This window comes from Anaerobacillus sp. (assembly GCF_046314235.1).
In the GTDB taxonomy this organism is placed as follows: domain Bacteria; phylum Bacillota; class Bacilli; order Bacillales; family Anaerobacillaceae; genus Anaerobacillus.
In genome coordinates, this window is sequence record NZ_JBKBWN010000006.1 from 230,897 (window position 1) to 253,925 (window position 23,029).

Genomic DNA, 23,029 nt, shown 5'->3' on the forward strand with positions numbered 1-23,029 from the left:
CTAACATAGAGGAAGATGCAAGCGAGTAAATTTTAGTATATAATTTTATTAGTCATAGACTGAGTACGTAGGTTATCTTTAGGGGGTTATTTTTTTCTTATACAAAAATTAACAGAAAAGCGTTTTACAATTATCAAGAATAGGGGGTAAATAATTTGTCGTTGTTACATCTCGTTGTTTTAGCACCATTTATCTTGGCTATACTTGTTCCATTTTTATATAAGTATATTCGTCAGATACATACTGGATGGTTCGTTATGATCCTTCCATTATCTTTGTTTGTATATCTAATTCAGTTTCTTCCTAATATTTCACGAGGTGAAACAATTTATTATCAACAGCCTTGGGTGCCGTCATTAGGAATAAATTTTGACATTTACTTAGATGGGCTTAGTCTTTTATTTGGACTATTAATTACAGGTATCGGAACATTAGTTGTATTGTATTCTATCTACTATTTGTACAATAAACAAAAAGAGGCTTTAAATAACTTCTATGTATATTTGCTTATGTTTATGGGGGCAATGCTAGGAGTCGTTCTATCGGATAATTTAATGACACTTTATATTTTTTGGGAGCTGACTAGTTTATCATCGGCCCTATTAATTGCTTATTGGTTCCACAAAGAACGCTCAAGATACGGCGCACAAAAATCGATGTTAATTACTGTAGCTGGTGGATTAACGATGCTAGCTGGTTTTTCACTAATTTTTGTAATGACAAATACATTTAGTATTCGTGAAATAATCGTCCAAGCTGATGTGATTATTACGAATCCACTTTTCATTCCCGCAATGCTTTGTGTACTAGTTGGTGCATTTACAAAATCGGCACAATTTCCGTTCCACATCTGGTTACCAGATGCAATGGAAGCACCAACACCAGTAAGTGCGTATCTTCACTCTGCGACAATGGTTAAAGCTGGGATTTATTTAGTTGCTCGTTTAACTCCTGTTTTCGGTGCAGCTCCCGAGTGGTTTTGGATTGTATCCGGATTTGGGATTGTTACGTTATTATGGGGGTCAGTTTCTGCAATAAGACAAAAGGATTTAAAAGCGATTTTAGCCTTTTCAACGATTAGCCAACTAGGGTTAATTATGGCATTGCTTGGTTTAGGTTCTGCTGCTTTTCATTATGACGTAGCTGTAGTAGGTACTTTATATTACACTGCAACATTAGCTGCTGTCTTCCATCTGATTAATCATGCAACGTTTAAAGGTAGCTTGTTTATGATTGTCGGGATCGTCGACCATGAAACTGGGACGAGAGATATTCGTAAACTCGGTGGGTTGATGACGATCATGCCGATTACCTTCACTGTTGCCTTAATTGGTACACTTTCAATGGCTGGAGTTCCGCCGTTTAACGGCTTCCTAAGTAAGGAGATGTTCTTTACTGCTGCTGTAAATGCAACAACTCTAGATATTTTTAACATGCAAACTTTTGGTCTACTCTTCCCAATCGTTGCTTGGATTGCGAGTATCTTTACATTCGGTTATTGTATGCTGATGTTTGTTCGCACGTTCTTAGGTAACTTTAAGCCAGAAAAGCTTACAAAAGAAGTTCATGAGGCGCCAATTGGATTGTTAATTCCACCAATCGTCCTTGCTTCATTAGTAGTTATTTTCGGTTTATTTCCAAACCTCCTTGCTTATTCAATTATTGAGCCAACGATGGCGTCAATATTGCCTGGAGTTTTAGCTGAGGGAGAACGTTTTTATGTAAACATCTATCATTGGCATGGATTTAATATTGAGTTATTCATGACAATGGGGGTTGTAGTATTTGGTGCTTTAATTTTCTTGAATTTAAAGAAATGGTCCGAAACTGCTTTCTTCTTAAAAGAAAGAGACCCGCTAAACTGGTTTTATGATAACGGCCTTGTTGGGCTAGTATCTGGTTCATTAAAAGTAACGAACATGCAAATGACAGGCCTACTAAGAGATTACTTTGTATTTATGTCAGTATTTATCGTTGGTCTTATGGGCTACACAATGGTGAAATATAATACATTTGCGATTGATTTAAATAATGTGGCAGAAATACCACCTTATATATTCGTTATTATCTTTGTTTTAATTGCGACTACTGTTGCGATACCGTTTATATCACATCGGGTAACCGCGATTGTGGCAACTGGAGTTCTGGGCTTTATCGTTGCATTATTGTTTGTTGTGTTCCGTGCCCCAGACTTAGCATTAACGCAATTATTAGTTGAAACAGTTATGGTTGTTCTTTTCTTACTTGCGTTCTACCATTTACCAGAACTTAGAAAAGAAAAGTTTACACCACGCTTTAGGTTAACCAACTTAGTCGTATCTATTGGTGTTGGTCTTGTCGTGACATTAACCGCGTTAAGTGTTCATGCGATGAGCTATTCTCATCCAATTCAATCAATATCTGAGTACTATGTTCAAAATGCTTATGAACTAGCTGCAGGGAAAAATATCGTAAATGTCATCTTGGTTGATTTCCGTGGAGTTGATACGATGTTAGAAATAGTAGTGTTAGCTATCGCAGCTCTAGCTATTGTTGTCCTAATTAGATTACGCATGACAGGGAGTGAGGACGTATGAGAAAGAACCTACTGATGCTCCATACAGTTACAAGAATTGTCGTCTTCATCATTCTTGCCTTCTCTGTATTCCTGTTTTTTGCAGGACATAACAATCCTGGTGGAGGCTTTATTGGTGGGCTAATGACGGCAGCTGCTTTACTACTTTTATATGTAGCCTTTGATTTAAAAACGATAAAACAAGTCATCCCTTTTAATTATACAACGATGATTGGTGTCGGTTTGTTAATTGCAATTGGTACAGGAGTATATTCGATGATTAGTGGCGATGCGTTTTTAACTCAATATGATGATTACGTGACTGTCCCTCTACTAGGGAAAATTCACTTAACAACCGCCCTACCATTCGATCTAGGTGTTTATCTTGTTGTTGTCGGGGTAGCATTACTCTCCATCTTAACAATCGCGGAGGATGATGCATAATGGAAATTTTAATGATTTTAACAATTGGGGTTATTTTCACCGTTAGTACGTATTTAATTTTAACGAAAAGTCTTTTACGTGTCGTTATCGGTATTGTTCTCCTAAGTCATGGGGCTCATCTTCTTCTGTTAACATTAGCAGGATTTAATAATGGGGCTCCACCACTACTTGGGCAAGAAGCTGCAATTTATGCAGACCCACTACCACAGGCATTAATCTTAACAGCAATTGTTATCAGCTTTGGTGTGACTGCATTCTTACTCGTTATTGCTTATCGCACGTACAAAGTTCATAAAACAGATGATTTAGATCAATTAAGGGGAAGTGCTGATGAATAACATAGTCATTCTACCGATACTTTTACCGTTAATCGTAGGCGTAGTCTTAATATTGTTCGCTAAAAATTTAAAGGTACAACGTGTAATCAGTGGAATAACTGTGTTTTCCCTTTTAGGGATTGCGTTGTACCTAGCCCATCTCGTTTACTATAATGGGATCTTTACACTTGAACTAGGAAACTGGCCAGCACCGTTTGGAATTGTTTTAGTCGCTGACTTGTTTGCTACATTGATGGTTATTCTCGCAAGCATTGTTGGGTTAGCCTGCTTATTTTTCGGCTTCCAAACATTAAGTGAAGAAAGACAAAAGGGCTACTTTTTCCCTTTTTATTTCTTCTTATTAACTGGAGTTAACGGAGCGTTTTTAACAGGAGATTTATTTAACTTATTTGTGTTTTTTGAAGTAATGCTTCTCTCCTCATACATCTTAATTGTTCACGGTGGTACAAAATACCAACTACGTGAGTCAATAAAATATGTAATCATAAACATCTTCGCTTCAGGATTATTTATTGTTGGTGTTGCTTATATTTATGCTATTACAGGCACACTAAATATGGCTGACATTTCAGTAAAAGTGGCTGAACTAGAGCAACAAGGAGTTTTAAATGTTATTGCGATTTTATTCTTAATCGTTTTCGGCATGAAAGGGGCCTTATTTCCACTTTACTTCTGGCTTCCTAAATCTTACTTTGGACCTCCAGCAGCTATTGCCGCACTCTTTGGTGGATTGTTAACAAAAGTTGGGATCTACGCGATCATTAGAACATTTACATTAATTTTCTATCATGATCCTGGGTTTACGCATAATATCATTCTGATTTTAGCAGGAGCAACCATGTTCTTTGGGGTACTCGGCGCTGTTTCGCAATTTGACTTTAAGCGGATCCTTTCCTTCCATATTATCAGTCAGGTTGGATATATGGTTATGGGTTTAGGTATCTTCACACGTTTGGCTATTGCGGGAACTATTTTCTACATTGCCCACCATATTATCGTCAAGTCTGCGTTATTCTTATTTGCGGGAGCAACCCAGAAGATTACCGGAACAACAGATTTGAAGAAGATGGGTGGATTGTTAAAAACTCATCCATATCTCGGTTGGTTCTTCTTCATTGCCGCAATTTCACTAGCTGGAATTCCACCTTTAAGTGGTTTTTTCAGTAAGTTTGCGTTAATTTTGTCAGGTATTCAAGAAGGCCGTTACATTATCGTCGCAGTTTCATTAGTCGTTGGGTTACTTACACTATTCTCAATGATGAAAATCTTTATTTATGCCTTCTGGGGTGAACAAAAGCTTTCTGATGAAGAAGCAAAACAAAGAAAGGTTGGGAAATTATTATTACCAATCGCACCTTTAGTCTTCTTATCAATTATTTTAGGATTAGCTGCTGAGCCTATTTTCCAATTTTCATTGGTAGTAGCTGATCAAATACTAGACCCATCATTCTATATTAATTCTGTACTCAATAAGGAGTAGTTGCCATGGCGTTTCAAATCTTATTAAATATTGGTTTAGCGATTATTTGGATGCTACTTAAAAACGACTTCTCCCCTATCCAATTTTTCATTGGGTATGTAGTCGGAATAGCACTCCTCTATGTTTTAAGACGATTTCTACATTTCGACTTTTACTTCCGTCGTGTCATTGCAATTTTTAAGCTGATCTTACTCTTTTTCTGGGAGTTAATCCTTGCAAATATCGACGTGATTAAAATTGTACTTAGTCCAAAACTAAATATAGAACCTGGCATTATTGCCGTTCCTACCGTTTTAAAAACGGAATGGGAAGTCACGTTACTTGCTAGTTTAATTTCTTTAACTCCTGGAACATTATCAATGTATTTTTCTGAAGATGGAAAAACGATTTATGTTCATTCCATTCATGTTCCAGATAAAGAAGCAATGATCAAACAAATTCACAACACCTTTGAACGAGCAATTATGGAGGTGACAGAATAATGCTAGAAGTATCTCTAAACATTGCTCTAATAGTCATGTCAATGTCAATACTCGTATGTTTTATTCGTATCGTAAAAGGGCCAACAATGTCTGACCGTATTGTTGCACTTGATACAATTGGCATAACTTTGATTGGCGTTATTGGGATTATTATGGTTATTCAAAATACGTTGGCATACGCTGAAGTTATTCTAGTTATTGCAATTCTTGCATTTATAGGAACCATTGCCTTGGCAAAATTCATTGAGGGGGGTGTGATCTTTGATCGAGATCGTAATTAGCGCTTTCGTCATTCTAGGGGCCTTTTTAAGCCTTTTAGGCTCAATTGGTATTCTAAGGTTCCCTGATGTATATTCACGCCTTCATGCCGCAACCAAAAGCGCTACATTAGGTGTCATCAGTATAATGCTTGCTGTCTATGTTCATTTTCATTATGTCGAAGGACTTTTTAGCGGTAAAGTTTTATTAACCATTGTTTTCGTATTCTTAACTGCACCGGTAGCTGGATTCATGATATCCAGATCTGCTTATAACATTGGGGTTGATCTTTGGGATAAAAGTGTTCAAGACGATCTGAAAATAGCACTTGAAAACAAAAAAGCTAAAGGGAAAAAAGCTAGATCTTAGATCTAGCTTTTTTTTTAGGGATACACGCTCAAGTAATTTCATATCTTTGGCCGATTATAACAAGGAGTAGAAATATCGGGTATATACTCTTAGGCTTTTATTAATCCTCTATCTATTTTGATAGTATAACACGCAAAAAAACGCCGGGAGTCACTTTACTCCTGGCGTTTTGATCTAATATTATTTAAGCTTTTTCTTCAGCATTCCGAACGGCTTCAGCTAAAAGATCAACAATGTGAATACCTCTTACATCCTTTTGTAAGCCTGATCGTTCAATACCAAGTTTCATTTGCAACAAGCAACCTGGGTTAGCCGTTACAAGCGTTCGTGCTTTTGTTGCCTCGGCGTCTTTCATTTTTACATCTAGAATTTGCATCGACATTTCTTCCTCGATAATGTTATAGACACCTGCAGATCCACAGCATCGATCGGCATCTTTCATTTCTGTAAACGTAACTCCTTCAATTGATTGAAGTAGCTTTCTTGGTGCACTAAAAGTACCCATTACATTACGTAAATGACAAGAGTCTTGGTATGTTACAACTTGTGGTTCTAGGACCATTTTTGGCATACCAACTTCGTATAACACTTCAGAGATGTCTTTGATTTTAGCAGAAAATGCTTTAGCTCGATCGGACCATTCAGGGTCGTCTTTTAGTAAATGTCCATAGTCAACTAATAATGCTCCACAACCACCCGCGTTAGAAATGATATAGTCCGCTTCTACATTTTCAAAAGCTAGAATATTCTCTTTCGCTAGTTGTTTGGCACCGTCTTTTTCCCCACTATGTGCATGTAATGCGCCACAACAGTTTTGCTTTTTAGGAATAACGACTTCACAATTTGACTTACTTAAAATATATAACGTAGAGTCATTTGTATCCATAAACATCGTATCCATTAAACAGCCTGAGAAGAAAGCTACCTTCTTTTTCACTACACCTTGAGATGCAACATGCGTTGGACGGTTTTTCATTTTCCTAGGTGATGGAACTTTCGGTAACACACGCTCCATCGTAGACAAGTTACCTGGTGCAATTTTCGTTAAATGTGTTGCCTGAGCTATCTTTTGAATCCCACTACTTTGATAGAACCAAAGTAAGCTGCTTACTGCTCTCATCCGATTCGGTTTCGGAAATAGTTCATTGAATACAATATTACGAAGCATTCGTACAGGCATACTATGCTTTTTCTTCCTTTGAATGATGTCACGTGCATCTTCCAATAAAAATCCATATTTCATCCCTGACGGACAAGCTGGTTCACAAGCACGACAACCTAAACATTGACTAAGTTGTTTCTCAAAATCCTCATCCGGTTCCATAATACCATCGACAACAGCTTTCATTAACGCTATTCTTCCACGTGGGGAAGCAGCTTCATTTCCACCAGATTCTCGATAAGTAGGACAAGCTGGTAAACAAAATCCACATCTCATACAATTTATTAGCTCATCATAATCCATACCTTGTTTCATATCGATGGCTAGTTCTTGCTGCCTTTTTTCGTTAGCAGAGCTCATCTAGAAACCACCACCCGTTTACGTGATTCTTTTGCAAACATTTTTCCTGGGTTCATAATGTTGTTTGGATCAAATGCCATTTTTAACGTTTTCATTGCCTCTACGCCTTCTTCACCAAGCTTCCAAGCGAGGTAAGGCGATTTCATTACACCAACACCATGTTCTCCTGTAATTGTTCCACCTAATTGGATCGCTTTTTCAAAGATTTCTTCAAAAGCAATTTCAACACGGTGCATTTCCTCTTTATCACGTGCATCTGTCATACATGTTGGATGGAGGTTTCCGTCTCCAGCATGCCCGAACGTACAAATTTGAACATTATTCCGCTTGGCAATGACTTCAATCTCACGAACCATTTCTGCAATTTTAGAACGAGGCACTGTTGCATCTTCTAAAATTGTAGTCGGCTTCAGTCTAGCTAAAGCAGAAAGCGCCGAACGTCTAGCAGTAGTTAATGCTGTTCCTTCTTCGTCAGTTTGAGCAATCTGTACTGAAAGTGCATTTTCTTCCTGACAGATTTCTGCCATTCTCTTAATATCTCTTTCTACTACTTCTAGTGGTCCATCTTGTTCAATTAATAGAACTGCACCTACGTCTGTCGGTAAGCCTATTTTTGCAAAGTCTTCTACTACGCGAATTGTTGGTTGATCTAAAAATTCGAGTGTTGTAGGAATAATTTTATTTGCAATGATTTTCGAAACTGTACGGCCAGCAGCCTCAAGACTATCATAAAGAGCTAGCATTGTCTTTTTGGTTTCTGGCTTAGGGATTAGTTTAAGTGTAGCTTCAGTAATAACACCTAATGTTCCCTCAGAACCAACCATTAATCTAGTAAAATCGTAACCTGCTACATCTTTCGCAAGTTTTCCGCCGGTACGAATAATATTTCCATTTGGTAATACAACTTCTAAGGCAATTACATAATCACGGGTAACACCATACTTTAAGCCACGTAAACCACCTGAGCCCTCAAGAATATTTCCAGCAATTGTTGAGATTTTCATTGAACTTGGGTCTGGCGGGTAAAATAATCCTTTTGCTTCGACAGCATTAATCATATCTAATGTTATTAGTCCAGGTTGAACCGTAACTGTTAAGTTTTCTTCATCAAGTTCTAAAAGTTGGTTCATAAGTGTAAAGATCATGACAATTCCACCTTCTAGTGGGCATGTCCCACCACAAAGGTTTGTTGCGTTTCCACGTGGTACGATTGGAATTTTGTACTCATTACAAACCTTAACAATTTCAGAAACATCCTGCGTATTTCTAGGTTTAATAACAGCATCTGGTAGAGCTTGATAATTAGGTGTCGCATCGTATGAATATGCGACTAAACTTTGTTTAGAATCAAGGTAATTCTCTTCCCCTACGATCGCTTGTAATTTCTTTTTTGCGTCTTGACTAATCATTATTAATTCATCCCCCTATTGTCGTATATTATAGCCCCTTACTACAAGTACACGAAAAGTTAACATTTATCTCAAAAAGCTTAGTTGATAATTCGTAACTTAATTATAGTGAAATGAAGCGCTTTCTTCTATGGTTTTTCACACAAAGATAATGGAGTTCTTCTATGTTTTTTTGTGTTTTTATCTAAGTTCATTCCAAAAAGAGAGAGCAATGTAATACATAACCAAATTTTCTGTTTCTTTTAAGGAATATCCTGTTAATTCACAAATCCGTTTCAAGCGGTAATGGAGTGTATTAATATGAATATGAAGTTGTTTTGACGTTTCTTTAATCGAGAGATTGCTTTCTAAATAAGCTTCTAAAGTTTCTAACAGCTCAACTTCCTTTAGTAAAATTCCTAACACCTTGTCCACAACTTCTTTTCTCGTTTCGTCAGAAATTTCCGTTAATGCCACATCCAAAGTAAGATCATCATAATTAATAAACGGTCCATTTTTTCTAGAAATCCGTAACGCTTTTTTGGCATGGTTATAAGAACAATGTAAATGTGAAAGATCTTTTACCATTGTACCAATGCCAATGTTTAGCAAAATACCATAAGTTTCTCTAATGGCTCCTTGAGCAAATTTCAATGGTGAGATAACACTATCACCTACATTGCCATTTGGGACCGATTTTAATAAGACAAAACGACCATTTCCCCATTGAACTAGAACATCTTGAGAGCTGCTTGGAAAATATTCTCTTAAGATTTCGATCGCTTCACGTTCAATAAGTTGATTTTCTTGAATTTTAGACTCAAGATGAGCAATCTCTAACAATGCACAGCACCGTGGACTATCCATCGCAATACCTAATATTTCACCACGTTCTCTAAAGTCTTCGTCCATTTGATGAAGATGAAGCCACTCGTATACATACGTCTCAAGCCCTCTGTATTTTGATTCTAATCTTTCATGTGAATGAGCTTCTTTAATAATCAGTTCCGTCATTCTTTGGATCAATTCCCCAAATTGCTTCACATTACTTGGCTCTCCGGTAATGCCAATAACACCTATTGCTTTGTTATTGAAAATGATAGGTAAATTAATTCCCGCTTTCACACCTTTTAATCGTGTGACATCATTTTTTGTGATGACGATTTTTTCCTTCTTTTGAACGGCAATTTGAGCTCCTTCATGAAAATTACCTACACGCTTTTGATCACTTCCAGCAATGATAACCCCATTATGATCAACAACAATGACCTCTTCATCTAAAATATGTGTTACTTCATTGACAATTCGCTGTGCTAATCCTGATAGCAACTTCACTAGTCTCACCCCCTCATCTTTTTTTGAACATTCCAGATGTATTAAAAAGGCTTGAAAAATCTAATCGATTTTTCAAAACCTTTAGTGTGTTATTAAATTGATCCAATTTTCATTCCTACTTTAACATCCATTGGTACTGTAATCGAATTATCAACTTTAATTGTATCCTTCTCGAATAAAAGCACAACGGTAGAGCCAAATGAAAAATATCCTATTTCTTCTCCTTTTTTCAAGCTATCACCACTATACGTCGGGTGAATACTATTAACATTCATAGCTCCCACTTTTACTAAAGAATAGTGTTTCCCATTATCCATTTTAATTTCATTAATTAAACGATAATTTCTCGATAGCGGTCGTTTTCCAAGCTTCAAACCTAACTCATTGACAGGATAGCTCTTATTACCGAGAGCCCATTTTCCGACTACAGTCCCTGAAACTGGAGTATGGATTCGATGATAATGACTTGGACTTAAGTACAAAATGATATAAGTACCTTCTTTATATTTTTCAGCTCTATTTTTATTGCCAAGCATTTCCAACAAACTATAATCTTGATTTTTCACAAAAAAAGTACAATTCTCAGTTATTTCACCGATATCAGCTAAGATCCCATCTACAGGACTCACAATACTATTGGGTTGCTCATCAATAATCCTTGCATCTTTCTTTAAATTCCTTACAAATAACTCCTGCAGACTGCCGTAATCATGCAACGGCTTTTCCATTTCTGCTTCATTTATGTTGTAAACTTTAACAAACGATTTGTTAATTAGTTTACTTACCTTTGATTTTGTAAACGTTCTAAGTAAATATGAATTGAAACGATTTCCTGATAATTCAACAAATGATTGATAAATGGCTTTTTTCACTCTATTGCCTCCGTCATTTAAGTATTGGTCTATTTTAATTATAAAAGTAATAATTTAGTGGAAAGTATCTTTCATCAAAAAAAAATGTGTTTCCATGATCAGACCTCTAATTTTTAGGAGAAATAGCAACTGTATACGCTACTAAATGGCTTATCCTAACTGACTTTTTGAAAAAAGTCTGTCAAAAAACGCTTTCTCCCTTTATAATGAATATGATACCATTATACTTTAAAGTAACTAACTAACGATTATTAAATTTTATTTTCTATCGTTAGTTTAACACAAGGAGTGATGTTTTTGTTTATCCTTCAACATCTTGATCAAACAATTAAAAAAATACGAAGCCAAGCAGCTAACCTTTTAACGATCTTAAATTTGGGGTTAGGAGCTTTTGCGATAATATTCGTACTTCAAGGTCAATTGACGGCTAGCCTCTTATTTATTTGTTTAGCAGCTGTATTCGACCGTTTTGATGGTATCGTAGCTAGGAAACTGAATATTACTTCAGATTTAGGAAAACAGCTTGATTCATTATGTGATCTTATTTCCTTTGGTGTTGCCCCGGCCTTATTATTATATTCAGCTATATTGTATGATTTTGGTACACCAGGTGCAATATTCACGGTCATTTTTATTGCTTGTGGAGCTATTCGCCTAGCTAGATTTAACGTATCTGAATATCATGGTTACTTTGTTGGTCTTCCAATTACAGCAGGAGGTTGCCTTCTTACAATTAGTTTTTTACTGATAGATACCCTGCCATCCCCTGCATTTATGTTTATTACATTAATTTTATCATTTTTAATGATTAGTACGTTTAAGGTGAAAAAGGTATAAATAAAAAAACTCCCATAAGGGATTTTTTTTATTTATTGCCGTTTACCTTTACAATGACAATACTCGAATTCTCAATTGCTTCAAACTCATGATCGTCTTCAACTTCGAACTTCCCTAATATTCCAGGAGCTAACACTTCTTCGTTATTACCACTACGGAAATAAACTTTACCCTCATTCACGATAATAATCGCTTCACAAGGTGCCAAATGGCGAGGGATCTTTTCGCCTTGTTTTAATTGAAGATTCATCACAATTCCGCTGTCAAACTCCAGTAACATTCGCTTTGCAACCGGCTCATTATAAAGACTTGGATAATTAATGACTTTCATCTATACTCCTCTTTTCTATTCATAGTTAGCACTTACTATCTTAGGTAAATAATATAATAAACTTACGTTAAAATCAGTGAGAACTGTCACAAAATGCTATTACCTTTATGCCATTTTAAGGCGATTTAACAAGCATTGTTCCTCCCAATCGCTACCATTTTTTTATGTAATTTGTTAAGATTACAATATGATTTTATAAAAATGGAGGTCATCCCTTGCAAGTAATCTTATCGCATATTAATTTAGACTTTGACGGCCTTGCTTCGATGGTCGCTGCAAAAAAACTTTATCCAAAAGCGAAATTGGTTTTACCAACAAAGCATGGGAAATCAGTACAACGTTTTTTGGCGATTTACCGTGATACCTTTGACTTTTACAATCCTACTCAGATTGATTGGGACTCTGTCACAGGCATTATTCTCGTCGATATCGCCTCTCTGCAAAGAATCGGAGAAGTAGCGAATTTCATCGATGAAGACGTTAATTTTATTATTTACGACCATCACCAACCTAATCCCGGTAATGTTCCTGCAAAAGATGGGATTATCGACATTGTTGGTGCTACGATAACGTTATTAATTGAAGAACTTATTAAGAAACAGGCGCCCATATCGTCGTTTGAAGCAACCATTTTTGCGCTTGGGCTTTATACAGATACAGGAGCATTTACATATCTGAATACGACGTCAAGAGATTTGAAGGTGGGAGCCTATCTTTTAGAATGTGGAGCAAACCTTCAACTTGTTTCTAAATTTTCAGTATCTCCACTTCAAGAAGAAGAACAAAATTTACTTCATTGTTTAATCCAACAAAGTGAAGAACATTACTTTGATGGTGTTGATATACTAATCGCTTATCATCAACAAGATGAGTATACAGGGGGATTAGCCCTGCTTGCTAGAAAAGCCTTAGAAATGACGGGTACCGATGCTTTAATTTTTGTTGTTGAAATGGGAAAACGCACATTTATCGTCGGAAGATCGACCTCAGACCGAATTGACGTTCTACCAGTCATTAAGCTCTTAGGCGGCGGTGGTCATCAAAAGGCAGCTTCAGCTATGGTGAAAAACGGTAATTTTCAACAGATATTAGCAACGGTCAGAAATCATATACATGAGCTAGTTAAACCTTCACTAATTGCCAGGGATATTATGTCAAGTCCTGTAAAAGTCATCTCTACCGCTACCTCAATCGAAGAAGCTGCTAAAATGATGCTACGCTATGGTCATACTGGCTTTCCTGTGTTAGAAGACGGCAAGTTAGTCGGAATTATCTCTAGACGAGACATTGATAAGGCAAAACACCACGGCTTAGGCCATGCACCAGTCAAAGGATATATGAGCACAGAGCCTTCAACGATCCACTCAAAAATGTCATTAGAAGAGGTACAAAATTTAATGATAGAAAAAAATGTTGGCAGACTTCCAGTCCTTGAAGACCAACAGCTTATCGGTATTATTTCTAGAACGAATGTAATCGAAGCTCTTCATGGCGAGAAAATTAAAGTAGGACAAGTTTTAGCGAAAATAAAGCCGCTAGAAATATCTCTCGTCGAACGGATGGAAAAATTGCTTCCATCAAGTATTTACGATCTATTAAGGGAAATTGGTGACCAAGCTGATCAATTAAATTATCGTGCATTTATGATAGGCGGCATTGTTCGTGATTTGATCATCGGTCGAAAAAATGAAGATATCGATATTGTCGTAGAAGGAGAAGGAATTTCTTTTGCAAGATTATTAGCAAATTCTTTAGGTGGAAGTGTTCGTATTCACGAAAAATTTGGTACTGCTACATGGAAACACCCCTCAGGGTTAAAAATCGATATTACATCGGCACGAACCGAATATTATGATTATCCAGCCGCTTTACCAACGGTTGAAATGTCTAGCTTACGAGAAGACCTATTCCGCCGTGATTTTACGATTAATGCCATGGCATTACAAATTAATAGGCAGGATTTTGGCAAGCTAATTGACTTTTTTCATGGCTATCGTGATATAAAGGCAAAGAAGGTTAAAATCCTTTACAATCTCAGCTTCGTAGAAGATCCGACAAGAATATTACGAGCGGTTCGTTTCGAACAACGTTTTGGCTTTAAAATGGATAAGCAAACATTAGAATTAGCCGTTACTTCTGTAGATAAGATTGTCTCGACCTCTAAGCCGAGACTTGCGCATGAATTAAAAATAATGTTAATGGAAGAGTACCCAGTGGAATCTCTAATCCGTTTACAACAATTAGGTGTCCTAAATTATTTGATCGGGCCCAATTTGTGTAATGATGAAATCATCCAGTTATTAAAGGAATTTCATTCGTTAATGAGTGACGTAACCGTTTCCCTTCAAAGCAACAGCCAATATAATTCGAATAGTTGGATTTGTTACCTAGCGATATTATTTTATAGGAAAGAAAAAGGGCACCATCTAGTTAAGGAATTTGCTCTTAATAACGAGCAATTACGTGTCCTAGAAGAGATTTACGAGCTAGTTACGACTAAACAAGCTATTCCTACAGGTATGCAGCTCGGAAATATTCATAAACAATTTAAGAATTATACCCCAGAATCTCTTGTATGCTACTCCTTGTTATCAAGTCAGCCTAACGATTTTCTGGAGTTAATTAAGAAATACATTACTATTAGAGTAGCCATGCCAAAGTTGATTGATGGTGATGATTTAAAGGCCCTAAACCTCCCGCCAAGTCCTCTTTACAGTAAAATTTTACTTGAAATTGAATGTGCTTATTTAAATAAGGAGATTTCTACCAAGGAAGATGCTTTATTATTCGTGACACGTAACTTTCTATAAGACCACCATTTCGAAACCATTTTAATAAGGCAAAGGGAATAAATGTTCAGCCCTTTGCCTTATTTACTTTTGTCCACAAACATAATTATAATGTTAATAAGTATAGATAAAGGCAAACTTATTGAAAAATAAGGACGCAAAGCTAAAGGGACTAATGATCGAATAGATCAAAGTCAGCCAGTTACCTAAACAAATCTATTTACACTAGCTTGTCTATACGGATACTTATCTTATGAAGGGGTAATGCATATGAGTAGATTTCGTGATTTACAAGCGACACTTGATAAATTTGAACAAATGATGAGGAACTTACCTGATAATACTAGTTCATTACCAGAATTCATCAACTATTTAAGAGGTTTTTTACGAGTGAGGGATCCTAAGTTCTCGTTGCCTTCTGCAGAAATAATGACAATAATAAAAAAAGAAAAACCAACAATTTTTCACCTTCTAAAAATCCAAGCTACAAACAACCCTTCCTTACTATTATTGACTGAGTTAGAAATTGATTATGATAAAGCGGTTGAAAGGTTAGAAGCTTTACGGAGCAAGTTACGATAGAAAAACGCAGAGCATACGTGGAGCTAGACATACATTAATAAAAAACGCATATACTTTCTTTTCTTAAAAAATAAAAGTATCAGACCTACTCTAAAGAATTAAAGCCCCATTCTTTAAAACTAAAGGTCTGATACTTTTTTTGTGTAAACTATTATCACCAATTCGTCTTTATTATTTTTGCCCTTGTTTTACTAGTTGCGCAATCTCAATCGTACGTTTTGCCTGATGTTTCACTGCGTCTTTCACATCTTCTACCATGTTTCCTTGTTGGTCAACAGTTACACTTGTTCCATAAGGATTACCACCTGAAGCAAAAATGGTTGGATCTGTATATCCTGGTGCTGCTACTATCGCTCCCCAATGATACATTGTTGTGTATAAGGATAAAACAGTTTGTTCCTGTCCACCATGAGAATTTGCAGCACTTGACATCGCACTAACCACCTTATTAGCAAGCTTACCTGCGAACCAAAGCCCACCTGTTGTATCCAAGAATTGTTTCATTTGAGCAGGCATACCACCAAACCTTGTTGGTACGCTGAAGATAATTGCATCAGCCCATTCAAGATCGTCTAATGTAACTTCAGGTACATGTTGAGTTGCTTCAACGTGCGCTTTCCAACTAGGATTACTTTCAATTGCTGATTTTGGTGCTAGTTCTGCTACCTTTAATACTTTTACCTCAGCACCTGCTACTATCGCAGCTTCCTCTGCCCATTGTGCTAACTGGTAGTTTGTACCCGTCGAACTATAATAGATAATTGCTAATTTTACATTTGACATTGTTTATTGCCCCTTCCGATTTTAAATATCGATAAACTTTAATCACTTCCACTTGTAACACGAAATAAAACTTGAATTCAAATATCTTCATTTCAAGATATAACTTATGAAAAAACACTTGGTTTCCCAAGTAACTGTTTTTCCAGTGTTAAAGATTTCTAGCATGATAACCTAGTTTTTTTAAGAGTTCGATCAGTTGTGATTTCTCACTTTCCACTAAACCGCTAAAGATTGCATCAATTGCCTGTTTATGTTTCGGAAATATTTGATCCATTAGTTCTGTTCCTTGCTCAGTAATCACAGCATATGTAACGCGGCGATCCTTTGGGCAAGACTTTCTTAATAACAACTGCTTCTTTTCTAGTTTATCAACTACGTAAGTAATGCTGCCGCTTGAAAGCAGAACTTTTTTCCCGATTTGCTGTATAGGTTGATCACCTTTATGGTACAACAGCTCTAAAACAGCAAATTCGGTAGGGTTAAGACCATAGTTTTTAATATCCTCTTCCACAAGGTCATGAATGGCTCTAGTTGCCCTAGACAGTACAATAAATAGCTTTAGTGATAAGTTATTTTCATTTACATTCATTTTTATCATACCTTTATCGTTAATATCTTTAATTCAAGATAATTATAAATAAAAGACCATTATATGTCAAGCACAATACTTAGCTATATTAATTTGCTATAATTGTCCTCTACACAAGGACAATTATAGCGATTTTGTCCATTTAGGGTGCCTCGTACCTAGTCTTCTACGATTTCTTGCCCTTTTGACTTTGCTTATAAAACTCATGAAACAACTTCATTAAGGCGCGCTTTTCAATCCGGGATACATAACTTCTAGAAATCCCTAAGTCTTTAGCAATTTCTCGCTGCGTTCGCTCCTTTTGCATATCAAGGCCAAATCTGCCGACAATGACTTCCTTCTCTCTGTCATCTAAAATATGGATATAATCATATATTTGCTTTTTCTGCATTTTCAATTGAATGGTGTCTGCCACATCCGCTGTATCAGCTTGGAGCACATCGATAAGGGTGATCTCATTCCCTTCCTTATCTGTTCCAATCGGATCATGCAGAGAAACATCCTTTTTGACTTTCTTTAAGGCTCGCAGATGCATAAGTATTTCATTCTCTATACAACGAGCAGCATATGTCGCTAATTTTGTACCTTTTCCGGTGGAATAACTGTCGATCGCTTTCATTAAGCCAATTGTTCCAATCGAAATTAAGTCTTCTGTATCTTCTCTTGTGTTCTCAAATTTCTTAACAATATGAGCAACTAGTCGAAGATTATGCTCGATAAGGCGGTTTCTGGCAATGTCGTCTCCTTCTGCTAATAATTTTAAATACTTTTTCTCTTCTTCTTCTTTTAATGGTTGAGGAAAAGCATTATTTTTTACGAAGGAGACAAAGAAAATTATTTCTTTAATGAAATAGCTAAGTGCTGCAATAATACTGGACATTCGCTCACCTCCATAGGCATTTATTCTATGTTTATGTAGTGGTAAGCTCGTGTGTGTCTGTACACATTAAAATTCCTTTTTGTCCATACCAATAATCCCAATCCAACATCAATAGAAAATAAAAAAAGATGACCCCTGTTCAATCCAGAGATCATACCTTAATACAGTTTATTAAGAAAAAAGTCCTTTGCCATGGATACATCTTTAATGCTAGAGGCACTATTATTACAATAACTCTTCTGCAATCGTTAGCTCTGGTTCAGTGCAATTCTGAATATCTTCGACTGTAAAACCTTCCATGACTTCAATTAACTTTAATCCATTCTCTGTGACGTCGATGACGGCACGATCGGTGATAATTCGATTAACAACACCTTTTCCTGTAAGGGGTAGGGTACAACTTTTCAAAATCTTCGGTTCACCTTTTTTATTGACGTGTTCCATAATAATAACAACTTTTTTAGCCCCATGAACTAAATCCATAGCTCCACCCATACCTTTAATCATTTTTCCTGGGATCATCCAGTTTGCTAGGTCACCGTTCTCAGCAACTTCCATCGCTCCTAAAATTGCTAAATCGATATGGCCACCACGGATCATCGCAAAGGATTCGGCGCTACTAAAATACGAAGCTCCTTTTATGGCTGTTACCGTCTCTTTTCCAGCATTAATTAAATCAGGATCAACATTTTCACGCATTGGGTATGGTCCGATGCCCAATAAACCGTTTTCCGATTGAAGGACAACTTGCTTATCTCCAGAGATGTAATTGGCAACAAGTGTTGGCATGCCAATCCCTAAGTTTACGAAAAATCCATCTTGAACTTCTTTTTCAGCGCGTCGAGCAATTCGTTCACGAATATTCAATTTCTAACGCCTCCCTCTCATTAATTGCTAACCGTTAGCCGTTCAATGCGTTTTTCTTGTTGACCGACAATGAGTCGTTGTACATAGACACTCGGTGTATGAATTTGTTCCGGTTGAAGTTCTCCGATATCATAGAGTTCTTCAACTTCAGCGATCGTAATTTTGCCTGCTGTAGCAATCATCGGGTTAAAATTTTGTGCTGTTTTGTTATAAATTAAGTTTCCGAGTTTATCACCCTTCATCGCTCTAACTAAGCTAAAGTCAGCAACGAGTGCCTCTTCTAGCAAATACTCTTTTCCATTGAAAAATTTCGTTTCTTTCCCTTCGGCAATCGGAGTTCCCACTCCAGCAGGTGTATAGAAAGCCGGAATTCCCGCACCGCCAGCACGGATTTTTTCGGCTAGTGTACCTTGAGGAACTAGCTCAACTTCAAGTTCGCCAGATAGAACTTGGCGTTCGAACTCTTTGTTTTCACCAACGTATGAAGCAACCATTTTCTTAATTTGCTTATTTTTCAATAGTAAACCTAGGCCCCAATCATCAACACCACAGTTATTAGAGATCACTGTTAAATCTTTAACACCTCGTTCTAGTAAAGCTTTAATTAAATTTTCAGGAATTCCAACTAAACCAAAACCCCCTACCATTAATGTCGCACCATCATGAATATCTTTCACTGCATCTACAAATGAAGTATAGATTGGTTTCACGTTCACTCACGCTCCTTCATTTTTTAAGAGAAGTTCAGACCGAAAACGTTCGCGGCAAAGCGCATTGTTTTCCTGCGTTTTGAACAATCTCTTATCTTGAAAATCTATTAAACTGGATAAACTGGATGCTTACGCTCGGAAAACAGAACATATTTTGACATATACATCGATAATCGTGTCGCTAGCTCGTCTCGTAGCGAATTGGCTGGGATAATACCATCAATAATTAGTTCTGACGCTAAGCGATAAATGTCGACATCTTCTCGATATTCATTACGCTTTTCTTCAATAAAGGCTGGTCTTTCTTCTTCACTTAACTGAGCTATTTTATTTGCATAAACCGCATTTACCGCGGCTTCCGGGCCCATAACAGCAATTGAAGCTGTTGGTAAAGCGAGACAACAATCCGGGTCAAAGGCAGGACCGGCCATCGCATAAAGACCTGCTCCATACGCTTTTCGGACTATAATTGAAATTTTGGGAACAGTTGCCTCAGCCATTGCTGATATCATTTTTGCGCCATGACGAATGATCCCAGCTCGTTCTACCTTTGTACCAATCATAAAACCTGGAATATCTGCTAAAAAAACAAGCGGGATATGGAAAGCATCACACAAGGTAATAAACTTTGCCGCTTTATCTGCGGAATCGTGGAACAAAACGCCACCTTTTACTCTTGGTTGATTAGCGACAATCCCTACCGATTGGCCATTTATTCTCGCAAAGCCTGTTAGAAGTTCTGGTGCGAAAAGCTTCTTTATCTCAAAAAAGCTATTTTCATCAACAACACGGTTAATTAAATCAAGCATATTAAACGGTGCATTTTGATTTTTCGGGATTATTTCTTCTAGTGTTTTCTCAAACTCTTTCACTCTACCGGACTCAATGACCTTAGGTTTTTCTAAGTAATTTTGTGGTAAGTACGATAAATAGTTGCGAGCTTGCTCGATCGCTTCTTGCTCACTTTTGGCAAGGATATCTCCACAACCAGACACTGAGCAATGCATTTTTGCCCCGCCCATTTCTTCTAAGGAAACTTTTTCACCAATGACCATTTCAGCCATCCGTGGCGAGCCTAAATACATTGAAGCATTTTTGTCGACCATAATAACCACATCGCAAAATGCTGGAATATAAGCACCACCTGCCGCAGACGGACCAAACAGAACGCATACTTGAGGAATCCTACCGGATAGCTTTACTTGGTTATAAAAAATTCGACCTGCGCCTCTTCGACCTGGGAACATTTCAATTTGATCAGTAATTCTTGCCCCAGCAGAATCGACCAAGTAAATCATCGGCACTTTAAGTTTTTCGGCAGTTTCTTGAATTCTTATTATCTTTTCTACTGTTCTAGCTCCCCAAGAACCTGCTTTAACTGTAGAATCATTCGCCATAAAGCAGACGGATTGTTCATTAATCTTTCCCATACCTGTAACAACACCATCTGCGGGTAATGAATCATTTAAGCAATTAGCCAAAAGTCCATCTTCCATTTCCACACCTTCGTCAAGTAAGAGATTTAGTCTTTCTCTAACGAAAAGTTTTCCTTTTTCAGTATTACTTTGATGATATTTCTCGGCGCCACCTTTTGTAATTTGGTCAACGCGTTCTTGTAAACGATCTTCTAAAGACATTCATTAAGCCTCCCTTTTTCTCATTCACCAATATAGTTTGGTGGTCGCTTTTCTTTAAATGCATTCAACCCTTCTAAGCGGTCTTTTGTCGGAATGGTAATTTCGTAAGCAGCCTGTTCAAACGCTAAGCCTGCCTGAAGATCCATTTCATACCCTTTATCAATCGCAAGTTTCGCTTGAGTAATCGCGATCGGCGCGTTTTTACAAATTAATTGAGCTAGTGAATGGGCCTTCTCTAAAAAATCTTCTTCAACATATTCGACAAGACCGATTTGTTTTGCTTCATTGGCACTAACCTTTTTTGCCGTATAAATTAATTCTTTCGCTTTCCCCTTGCCTATTAAGCGCGTTAATCGTTGGGTCCCACCTGCTCCTGGAATGATCCCTAGCGATGTTTCCGTAAGTCCAAGCATCGCACTTTGTCCTGCAATTCGAATATCACAAGCAAGGGCCAGTTCTGTTCCACCACCAAGTGCTACACCATTAATGGCTGCTATGACAGGCTTTGGTAACTCTTCAATGTTATTTATCGTTTTACGAATTAACGCTACCGTTTTACGAACCTCTTGATCATTCATCGTTGCCCGTTCTTTTAAATCGGCACCAGCACAAAATGCCTTCTCGCCTACGCCAGTGATAATGACACAACGTATTGCCCGATTGTATTTTATATTTTGAATAATTTCTTGTAATTCAGTAAGCATTTGTACCGATAGTGAATTTGCTTTTTCTGGGCGGTTTAATAAAATGGTAGCAATCTCGTTTTCGTGTATCGAAAGCATCGTTTCACTTCCCACTAGATCTCCTCCATTCAATATAACAAGTTTCTCCTTTTAAACCCTATCAATGCATTGATTCGCATTGACTACCATGCTGTGACTCATTAATTTTTTCTGTAAACGCGCTTCAATAAATCGCGCCGCATCTAACAATTTTCTATCATCAATATTTGTTTCAATGTCCATTTTTTTTAACATATAGTTAACATCATCTGTAGCAACATTGCCGGAAGCACCAGGGGCATATGGACAACCACCTAACCCCCCTATTGAACTATCAAACGTTGTGATTCCCATTTGTAGCGTTGCGTATATATTTGCTAGGGCTAACCCTCTCGTATCATGAAAATGAAGGGCTAATTTGTTTGTAGGGAATCTCTTTAAAAACTGTACTAGTAGAAGTTGCACTTGTTTTGGGTTTGCAACACCAATCGTGTCCCCTAAAGAAAGTTCAGAGATCCCCATCTCAAATAATTTTTCAGAAACTCTCATGACTTGGTCAATTTCAATATTTCCTTCGTATGGACAACCGAAAACGGTGGAAACATAACCACGCACCGACTTCTTTGCTAGCAACGCTTCCTGCACAACTCGCTCTAATATCGGGTACGTTTCCGTAATTGACTTATTAATATTTTTCTTATTGTGCGTTTCACTTGCAGACATAAACACTGATATTTCATCTAAGTTTGCCTCTAGTGCTTTCTCTAACCCTTTTTCGTTTGGAACTAAAGCAGCGTAGGTCACTCCACGCTTACGCTCGATCGAAGTAGCTACTTCATAGCAATCAGCTAAAGCGGGGATCCATTTTGGATTAACAAAGGAAGTAACTTCAATGTAAGGTAAACCACAATTAGAAAGCATATTGATCCATTCCACTTTATCTGCCACCGAAACAAGTGTTTTTTCGTTTTGCAGTCCATCACGAGGGCCAACTTCTTTAATTGTTACTGCCTTTGGTAACTGCATCATATTCCCCCTACTATTCAACAATCATTAAGACATCTTCTTCATTTACAAACTCACCTTCGTTAATCTTGACACTTTGTACAGTACCCGACACCTCAACAGCAATTGGTATTTCCATTTTCATTGATTCTAGAATGACGACATCCTGGCCTTCTTCAACGAGATCTCCTTCTTTCACTAGAACTTTCCAAACATTCCCTGCCATACTAGCAACAACTTTTTCCATATTTATTC

24 protein-coding genes and 1 riboswitch are annotated in these 23,029 nt (G+C 37.2%); of the genes, 10 read left to right on the top strand and 14 right to left on the bottom strand.

Going from position 1 to position 23,029, the window contains the following annotated elements:
• Positions 1-155 precede the first annotated feature (155 nt).
• From ACK4M9_RS11000 to mnhG, 7 genes are read left to right on the top strand one after another with little or no spacing between them, the layout of a single operon-like run.
• Positions 156-2,576, top strand: coding sequence for a Na+/H+ antiporter subunit A (locus tag ACK4M9_RS11000; protein ID WP_409850320.1), 2,421 nt, complete (start codon positions 156-158; stop codon positions 2,574-2,576).
• Positions 2,573-2,998: a Na(+)/H(+) antiporter subunit B gene (locus ACK4M9_RS11005; protein ID WP_409850322.1), complete on the top strand. Its 426-nt coding sequence runs from the start codon at positions 2,573-2,575 to the stop codon at positions 2,996-2,998. Before ACK4M9_RS11000 ends, ACK4M9_RS11005 begins: the two co-directional genes overlap by 4 nt.
• A complete protein-coding gene (locus tag ACK4M9_RS11010) occupies positions 2,998-3,336 on the top strand; it encodes a Na(+)/H(+) antiporter subunit C (RefSeq protein ID WP_409850324.1) in 339 nt (112 codons plus the stop codon). Before ACK4M9_RS11005 ends, ACK4M9_RS11010 begins: the two co-directional genes overlap by 1 nt.
• Positions 3,329-4,816 (top strand): Na+/H+ antiporter subunit D, encoded by a 1,488-nt coding sequence (locus ACK4M9_RS11015; protein ID WP_409850326.1) that lies wholly within the window; start codon positions 3,329-3,331, stop codon positions 4,814-4,816. The genes ACK4M9_RS11010 and ACK4M9_RS11015 overlap by 8 nt, the downstream gene beginning before the upstream one ends.
• A 5-nt stretch (positions 4,817-4,821) precedes the next feature.
• A complete protein-coding gene (locus ACK4M9_RS11020) occupies positions 4,822-5,298 on the top strand; it encodes a Na+/H+ antiporter subunit E (RefSeq protein WP_409850328.1) in 477 nt (158 codons plus the stop codon).
• The gene (locus ACK4M9_RS11025; RefSeq protein WP_409850329.1) at positions 5,298-5,579 is read left to right on the top strand and encodes a Na(+)/H(+) antiporter subunit F1; all 282 of its coding nucleotides are present in this window, start codon (positions 5,298-5,300) and stop codon (positions 5,577-5,579) included. The genes ACK4M9_RS11020 and ACK4M9_RS11025 overlap by 1 nt, the downstream gene beginning before the upstream one ends.
• Complete coding sequence (mnhG, locus tag ACK4M9_RS11030; protein ID WP_409850331.1) at positions 5,560-5,925, top strand: monovalent cation/H(+) antiporter subunit G; 366 nt, start codon at positions 5,560-5,562, stop codon at positions 5,923-5,925. The genes ACK4M9_RS11025 and mnhG overlap by 20 nt, the downstream gene beginning before the upstream one ends.
• A gap of 184 nt (positions 5,926-6,109) precedes the next feature.
• Here the strand turns inward: mnhG and ACK4M9_RS11035 are convergent, their stop codons facing one another.
• The 4 genes from ACK4M9_RS11035 to ACK4M9_RS11050 form a co-directional block, all read right to left on the bottom strand.
• Positions 6,110-7,447, bottom strand: coding sequence for a (Fe-S)-binding protein (locus tag ACK4M9_RS11035; protein WP_409850333.1), 1,338 nt, complete (start codon positions 7,445-7,447; stop codon positions 6,110-6,112).
• A complete protein-coding gene (gene glcD / locus ACK4M9_RS11040; RefSeq protein ID WP_409850335.1) occupies positions 7,444-8,856 on the bottom strand; it encodes a glycolate oxidase subunit GlcD in 1,413 nt (470 codons plus the stop codon). Before glcD ends, ACK4M9_RS11035 begins: the two co-directional genes overlap by 4 nt.
• Before the next feature lie 180 nt (positions 8,857-9,036).
• Positions 9,037-10,170, bottom strand: a complete 1,134-nt coding sequence (locus ACK4M9_RS11045; protein ID WP_409850337.1) for a CdaR family transcriptional regulator — start codon at positions 10,168-10,170, stop codon at positions 9,037-9,039.
• Positions 10,171-10,262: 92 nt separating this feature from the next.
• Entirely contained in the window at positions 10,263-11,042 is a 780-nt protein-coding gene (locus tag ACK4M9_RS11050; RefSeq protein ID WP_409850339.1) for a phosphatidylserine decarboxylase, read from the bottom strand.
• 297 nt (positions 11,043-11,339) lie between these two features.
• Between ACK4M9_RS11050 and pssA the strand changes: the two genes are divergently transcribed.
• Positions 11,340-11,879, top strand: coding sequence for a CDP-diacylglycerol--serine O-phosphatidyltransferase (gene pssA / locus ACK4M9_RS11055; protein WP_409850341.1), 540 nt, complete (start codon positions 11,340-11,342; stop codon positions 11,877-11,879).
• 28 nt (positions 11,880-11,907) lie between these two features.
• On the opposite strand, the gene ACK4M9_RS11060 is transcribed toward pssA, so the two are convergent.
• Positions 11,908-12,210 carry a cupin domain-containing protein gene (locus ACK4M9_RS11060; RefSeq protein ID WP_409850343.1) on the bottom strand — a complete coding sequence of 101 codons (303 nt, stop codon included), beginning with the start codon at positions 12,208-12,210 and terminating at the stop codon, positions 11,908-11,910.
• Positions 12,211-12,425: 215 nt separating this feature from the next.
• Between ACK4M9_RS11060 and ACK4M9_RS11065 the strand changes: the two genes are divergently transcribed.
• Together ACK4M9_RS11065 and ACK4M9_RS11070 are read left to right on the top strand one after the other, a co-directional pair.
• A complete protein-coding gene (locus tag ACK4M9_RS11065) occupies positions 12,426-15,020 on the top strand; it encodes a CBS domain-containing protein (RefSeq protein WP_409850345.1) in 2,595 nt (864 codons plus the stop codon).
• A 101-nt stretch (positions 15,021-15,121) separates the two neighbouring features.
• A riboswitch (cyclic di-GMP riboswitch) is annotated at positions 15,122-15,209 on the top strand.
• Positions 15,210-15,269: 60 nt separating this feature from the next.
• A complete protein-coding gene (locus tag ACK4M9_RS11070) occupies positions 15,270-15,581 on the top strand; it encodes a hypothetical protein (RefSeq protein WP_409850347.1) in 312 nt (103 codons plus the stop codon).
• Between the two features lie 171 nt (positions 15,582-15,752).
• On the opposite strand, the gene wrbA is transcribed toward ACK4M9_RS11070, so the two are convergent.
• The 9 genes from wrbA to ACK4M9_RS11115 form a co-directional block, all read right to left on the bottom strand.
• Entirely contained in the window at positions 15,753-16,364 is a 612-nt protein-coding gene (wrbA, locus tag ACK4M9_RS11075; protein ID WP_409850349.1) for an NAD(P)H:quinone oxidoreductase, read from the bottom strand.
• A gap of 148 nt (positions 16,365-16,512) precedes the next feature.
• On the bottom strand, positions 16,513-16,953 hold the full coding sequence (locus ACK4M9_RS11080) for a MarR family winged helix-turn-helix transcriptional regulator (protein ID WP_409850351.1): 441 nt from the start codon (positions 16,951-16,953) through the stop codon (positions 16,513-16,515).
• A gap of 166 nt (positions 16,954-17,119) precedes the next feature.
• Positions 17,120-17,833, bottom strand: coding sequence for an RNA polymerase sporulation sigma factor SigK (gene sigK, locus ACK4M9_RS11085; protein ID WP_409850353.1), 714 nt, complete (start codon positions 17,831-17,833; stop codon positions 17,120-17,122).
• A 225-nt stretch (positions 17,834-18,058) separates the two neighbouring features.
• Entirely contained in the window at positions 18,059-18,700 is a 642-nt protein-coding gene (locus tag ACK4M9_RS11090) for a 3-oxoacid CoA-transferase subunit B (protein WP_409850355.1), read from the bottom strand.
• Between the two features lie 20 nt (positions 18,701-18,720).
• A complete protein-coding gene (locus ACK4M9_RS11095; protein ID WP_409850402.1) occupies positions 18,721-19,410 on the bottom strand; it encodes a CoA transferase subunit A in 690 nt (229 codons plus the stop codon).
• A gap of 107 nt (positions 19,411-19,517) precedes the next feature.
• The gene (locus ACK4M9_RS11100) at positions 19,518-21,047 is read right to left on the bottom strand and encodes an acyl-CoA carboxylase subunit beta (RefSeq protein WP_409850357.1); all 1,530 of its coding nucleotides are present in this window, start codon (positions 21,045-21,047) and stop codon (positions 19,518-19,520) included.
• 20 nt (positions 21,048-21,067) lie between these two features.
• Positions 21,068-21,844: an enoyl-CoA hydratase gene (locus tag ACK4M9_RS11105; protein WP_409850359.1), complete on the bottom strand. Its 777-nt coding sequence runs from the start codon at positions 21,842-21,844 to the stop codon at positions 21,068-21,070.
• 36 nt (positions 21,845-21,880) lie between these two features.
• A complete protein-coding gene (locus tag ACK4M9_RS11110) occupies positions 21,881-22,795 on the bottom strand; it encodes a hydroxymethylglutaryl-CoA lyase (RefSeq protein ID WP_409850361.1) in 915 nt (304 codons plus the stop codon).
• 13 nt (positions 22,796-22,808) lie between these two features.
• Positions 22,809-23,021, bottom strand: a complete 213-nt coding sequence (locus tag ACK4M9_RS11115) for an acetyl-CoA carboxylase biotin carboxyl carrier protein subunit (RefSeq protein ID WP_409850363.1) — start codon at positions 23,019-23,021, stop codon at positions 22,809-22,811.
• Between the last annotated feature and the right edge of the window lie 8 nt (positions 23,022-23,029).

What these genes read in the sequence shown, in the direction of transcription:
- ACK4M9_RS11005 (WP_409850322.1), top strand. Translation starts at nt 2,573, where the DNA reads ATGAGAAAGAACCTACTGATGCTCCATACAGTTACAAGAATTGTCGTC.
- ACK4M9_RS11010 (WP_409850324.1), top strand. Translation starts at nt 2,998, where the DNA reads ATGGAAATTTTAATGATTTTAACAATTGGGGTTATTTTCACCGTTAGT.
- ACK4M9_RS11015 (WP_409850326.1), top strand. Translation starts at nt 3,329, where the DNA reads ATGAATAACATAGTCATTCTACCGATACTTTTACCGTTAATCGTAGGC.
- ACK4M9_RS11020 (WP_409850328.1), top strand. Translation starts at nt 4,822, where the DNA reads ATGGCGTTTCAAATCTTATTAAATATTGGTTTAGCGATTATTTGGATG.
- ACK4M9_RS11025 (WP_409850329.1), top strand. Translation starts at nt 5,298, where the DNA reads ATGCTAGAAGTATCTCTAAACATTGCTCTAATAGTCATGTCAATGTCA.
- ACK4M9_RS11035 (WP_409850333.1), bottom strand. Translation starts at nt 7,447, where the DNA reads ATGAGCTCTGCTAACGAAAAAAGGCAGCAAGAACTAGCCATCGATATG.
- glcD (WP_409850335.1), bottom strand. Translation starts at nt 8,856, where the DNA reads ATGATTAGTCAAGACGCAAAAAAGAAATTACAAGCGATCGTAGGGGAA.
- ACK4M9_RS11060 (WP_409850343.1), bottom strand. Translation starts at nt 12,210, where the DNA reads ATGAAAGTCATTAATTATCCAAGTCTTTATAATGAGCCGGTTGCAAAG.
- ACK4M9_RS11070 (WP_409850347.1), top strand. Translation starts at nt 15,270, where the DNA reads ATGAGTAGATTTCGTGATTTACAAGCGACACTTGATAAATTTGAACAA.
- wrbA (WP_409850349.1), bottom strand. Translation starts at nt 16,364, where the DNA reads ATGTCAAATGTAAAATTAGCAATTATCTATTATAGTTCGACGGGTACA.
- ACK4M9_RS11080 (WP_409850351.1), bottom strand. Translation starts at nt 16,953, where the DNA reads ATGAATGTAAATGAAAATAACTTATCACTAAAGCTATTTATTGTACTG.
- sigK (WP_409850353.1), bottom strand. Translation starts at nt 17,833, where the DNA reads ATGTCCAGTATTATTGCAGCACTTAGCTATTTCATTAAAGAAATAATT.
- ACK4M9_RS11100 (WP_409850357.1), bottom strand. Translation starts at nt 21,047, where the DNA reads ATGTCTTTAGAAGATCGTTTACAAGAACGCGTTGACCAAATTACAAAA.
- ACK4M9_RS11110 (WP_409850361.1), bottom strand. Translation starts at nt 22,795, where the DNA reads ATGCAGTTACCAAAGGCAGTAACAATTAAAGAAGTTGGCCCTCGTGAT.
- ACK4M9_RS11115 (WP_409850363.1), bottom strand. Translation starts at nt 23,021, where the DNA reads ATGGAAAAAGTTGTTGCTAGTATGGCAGGGAATGTTTGGAAAGTTCTA.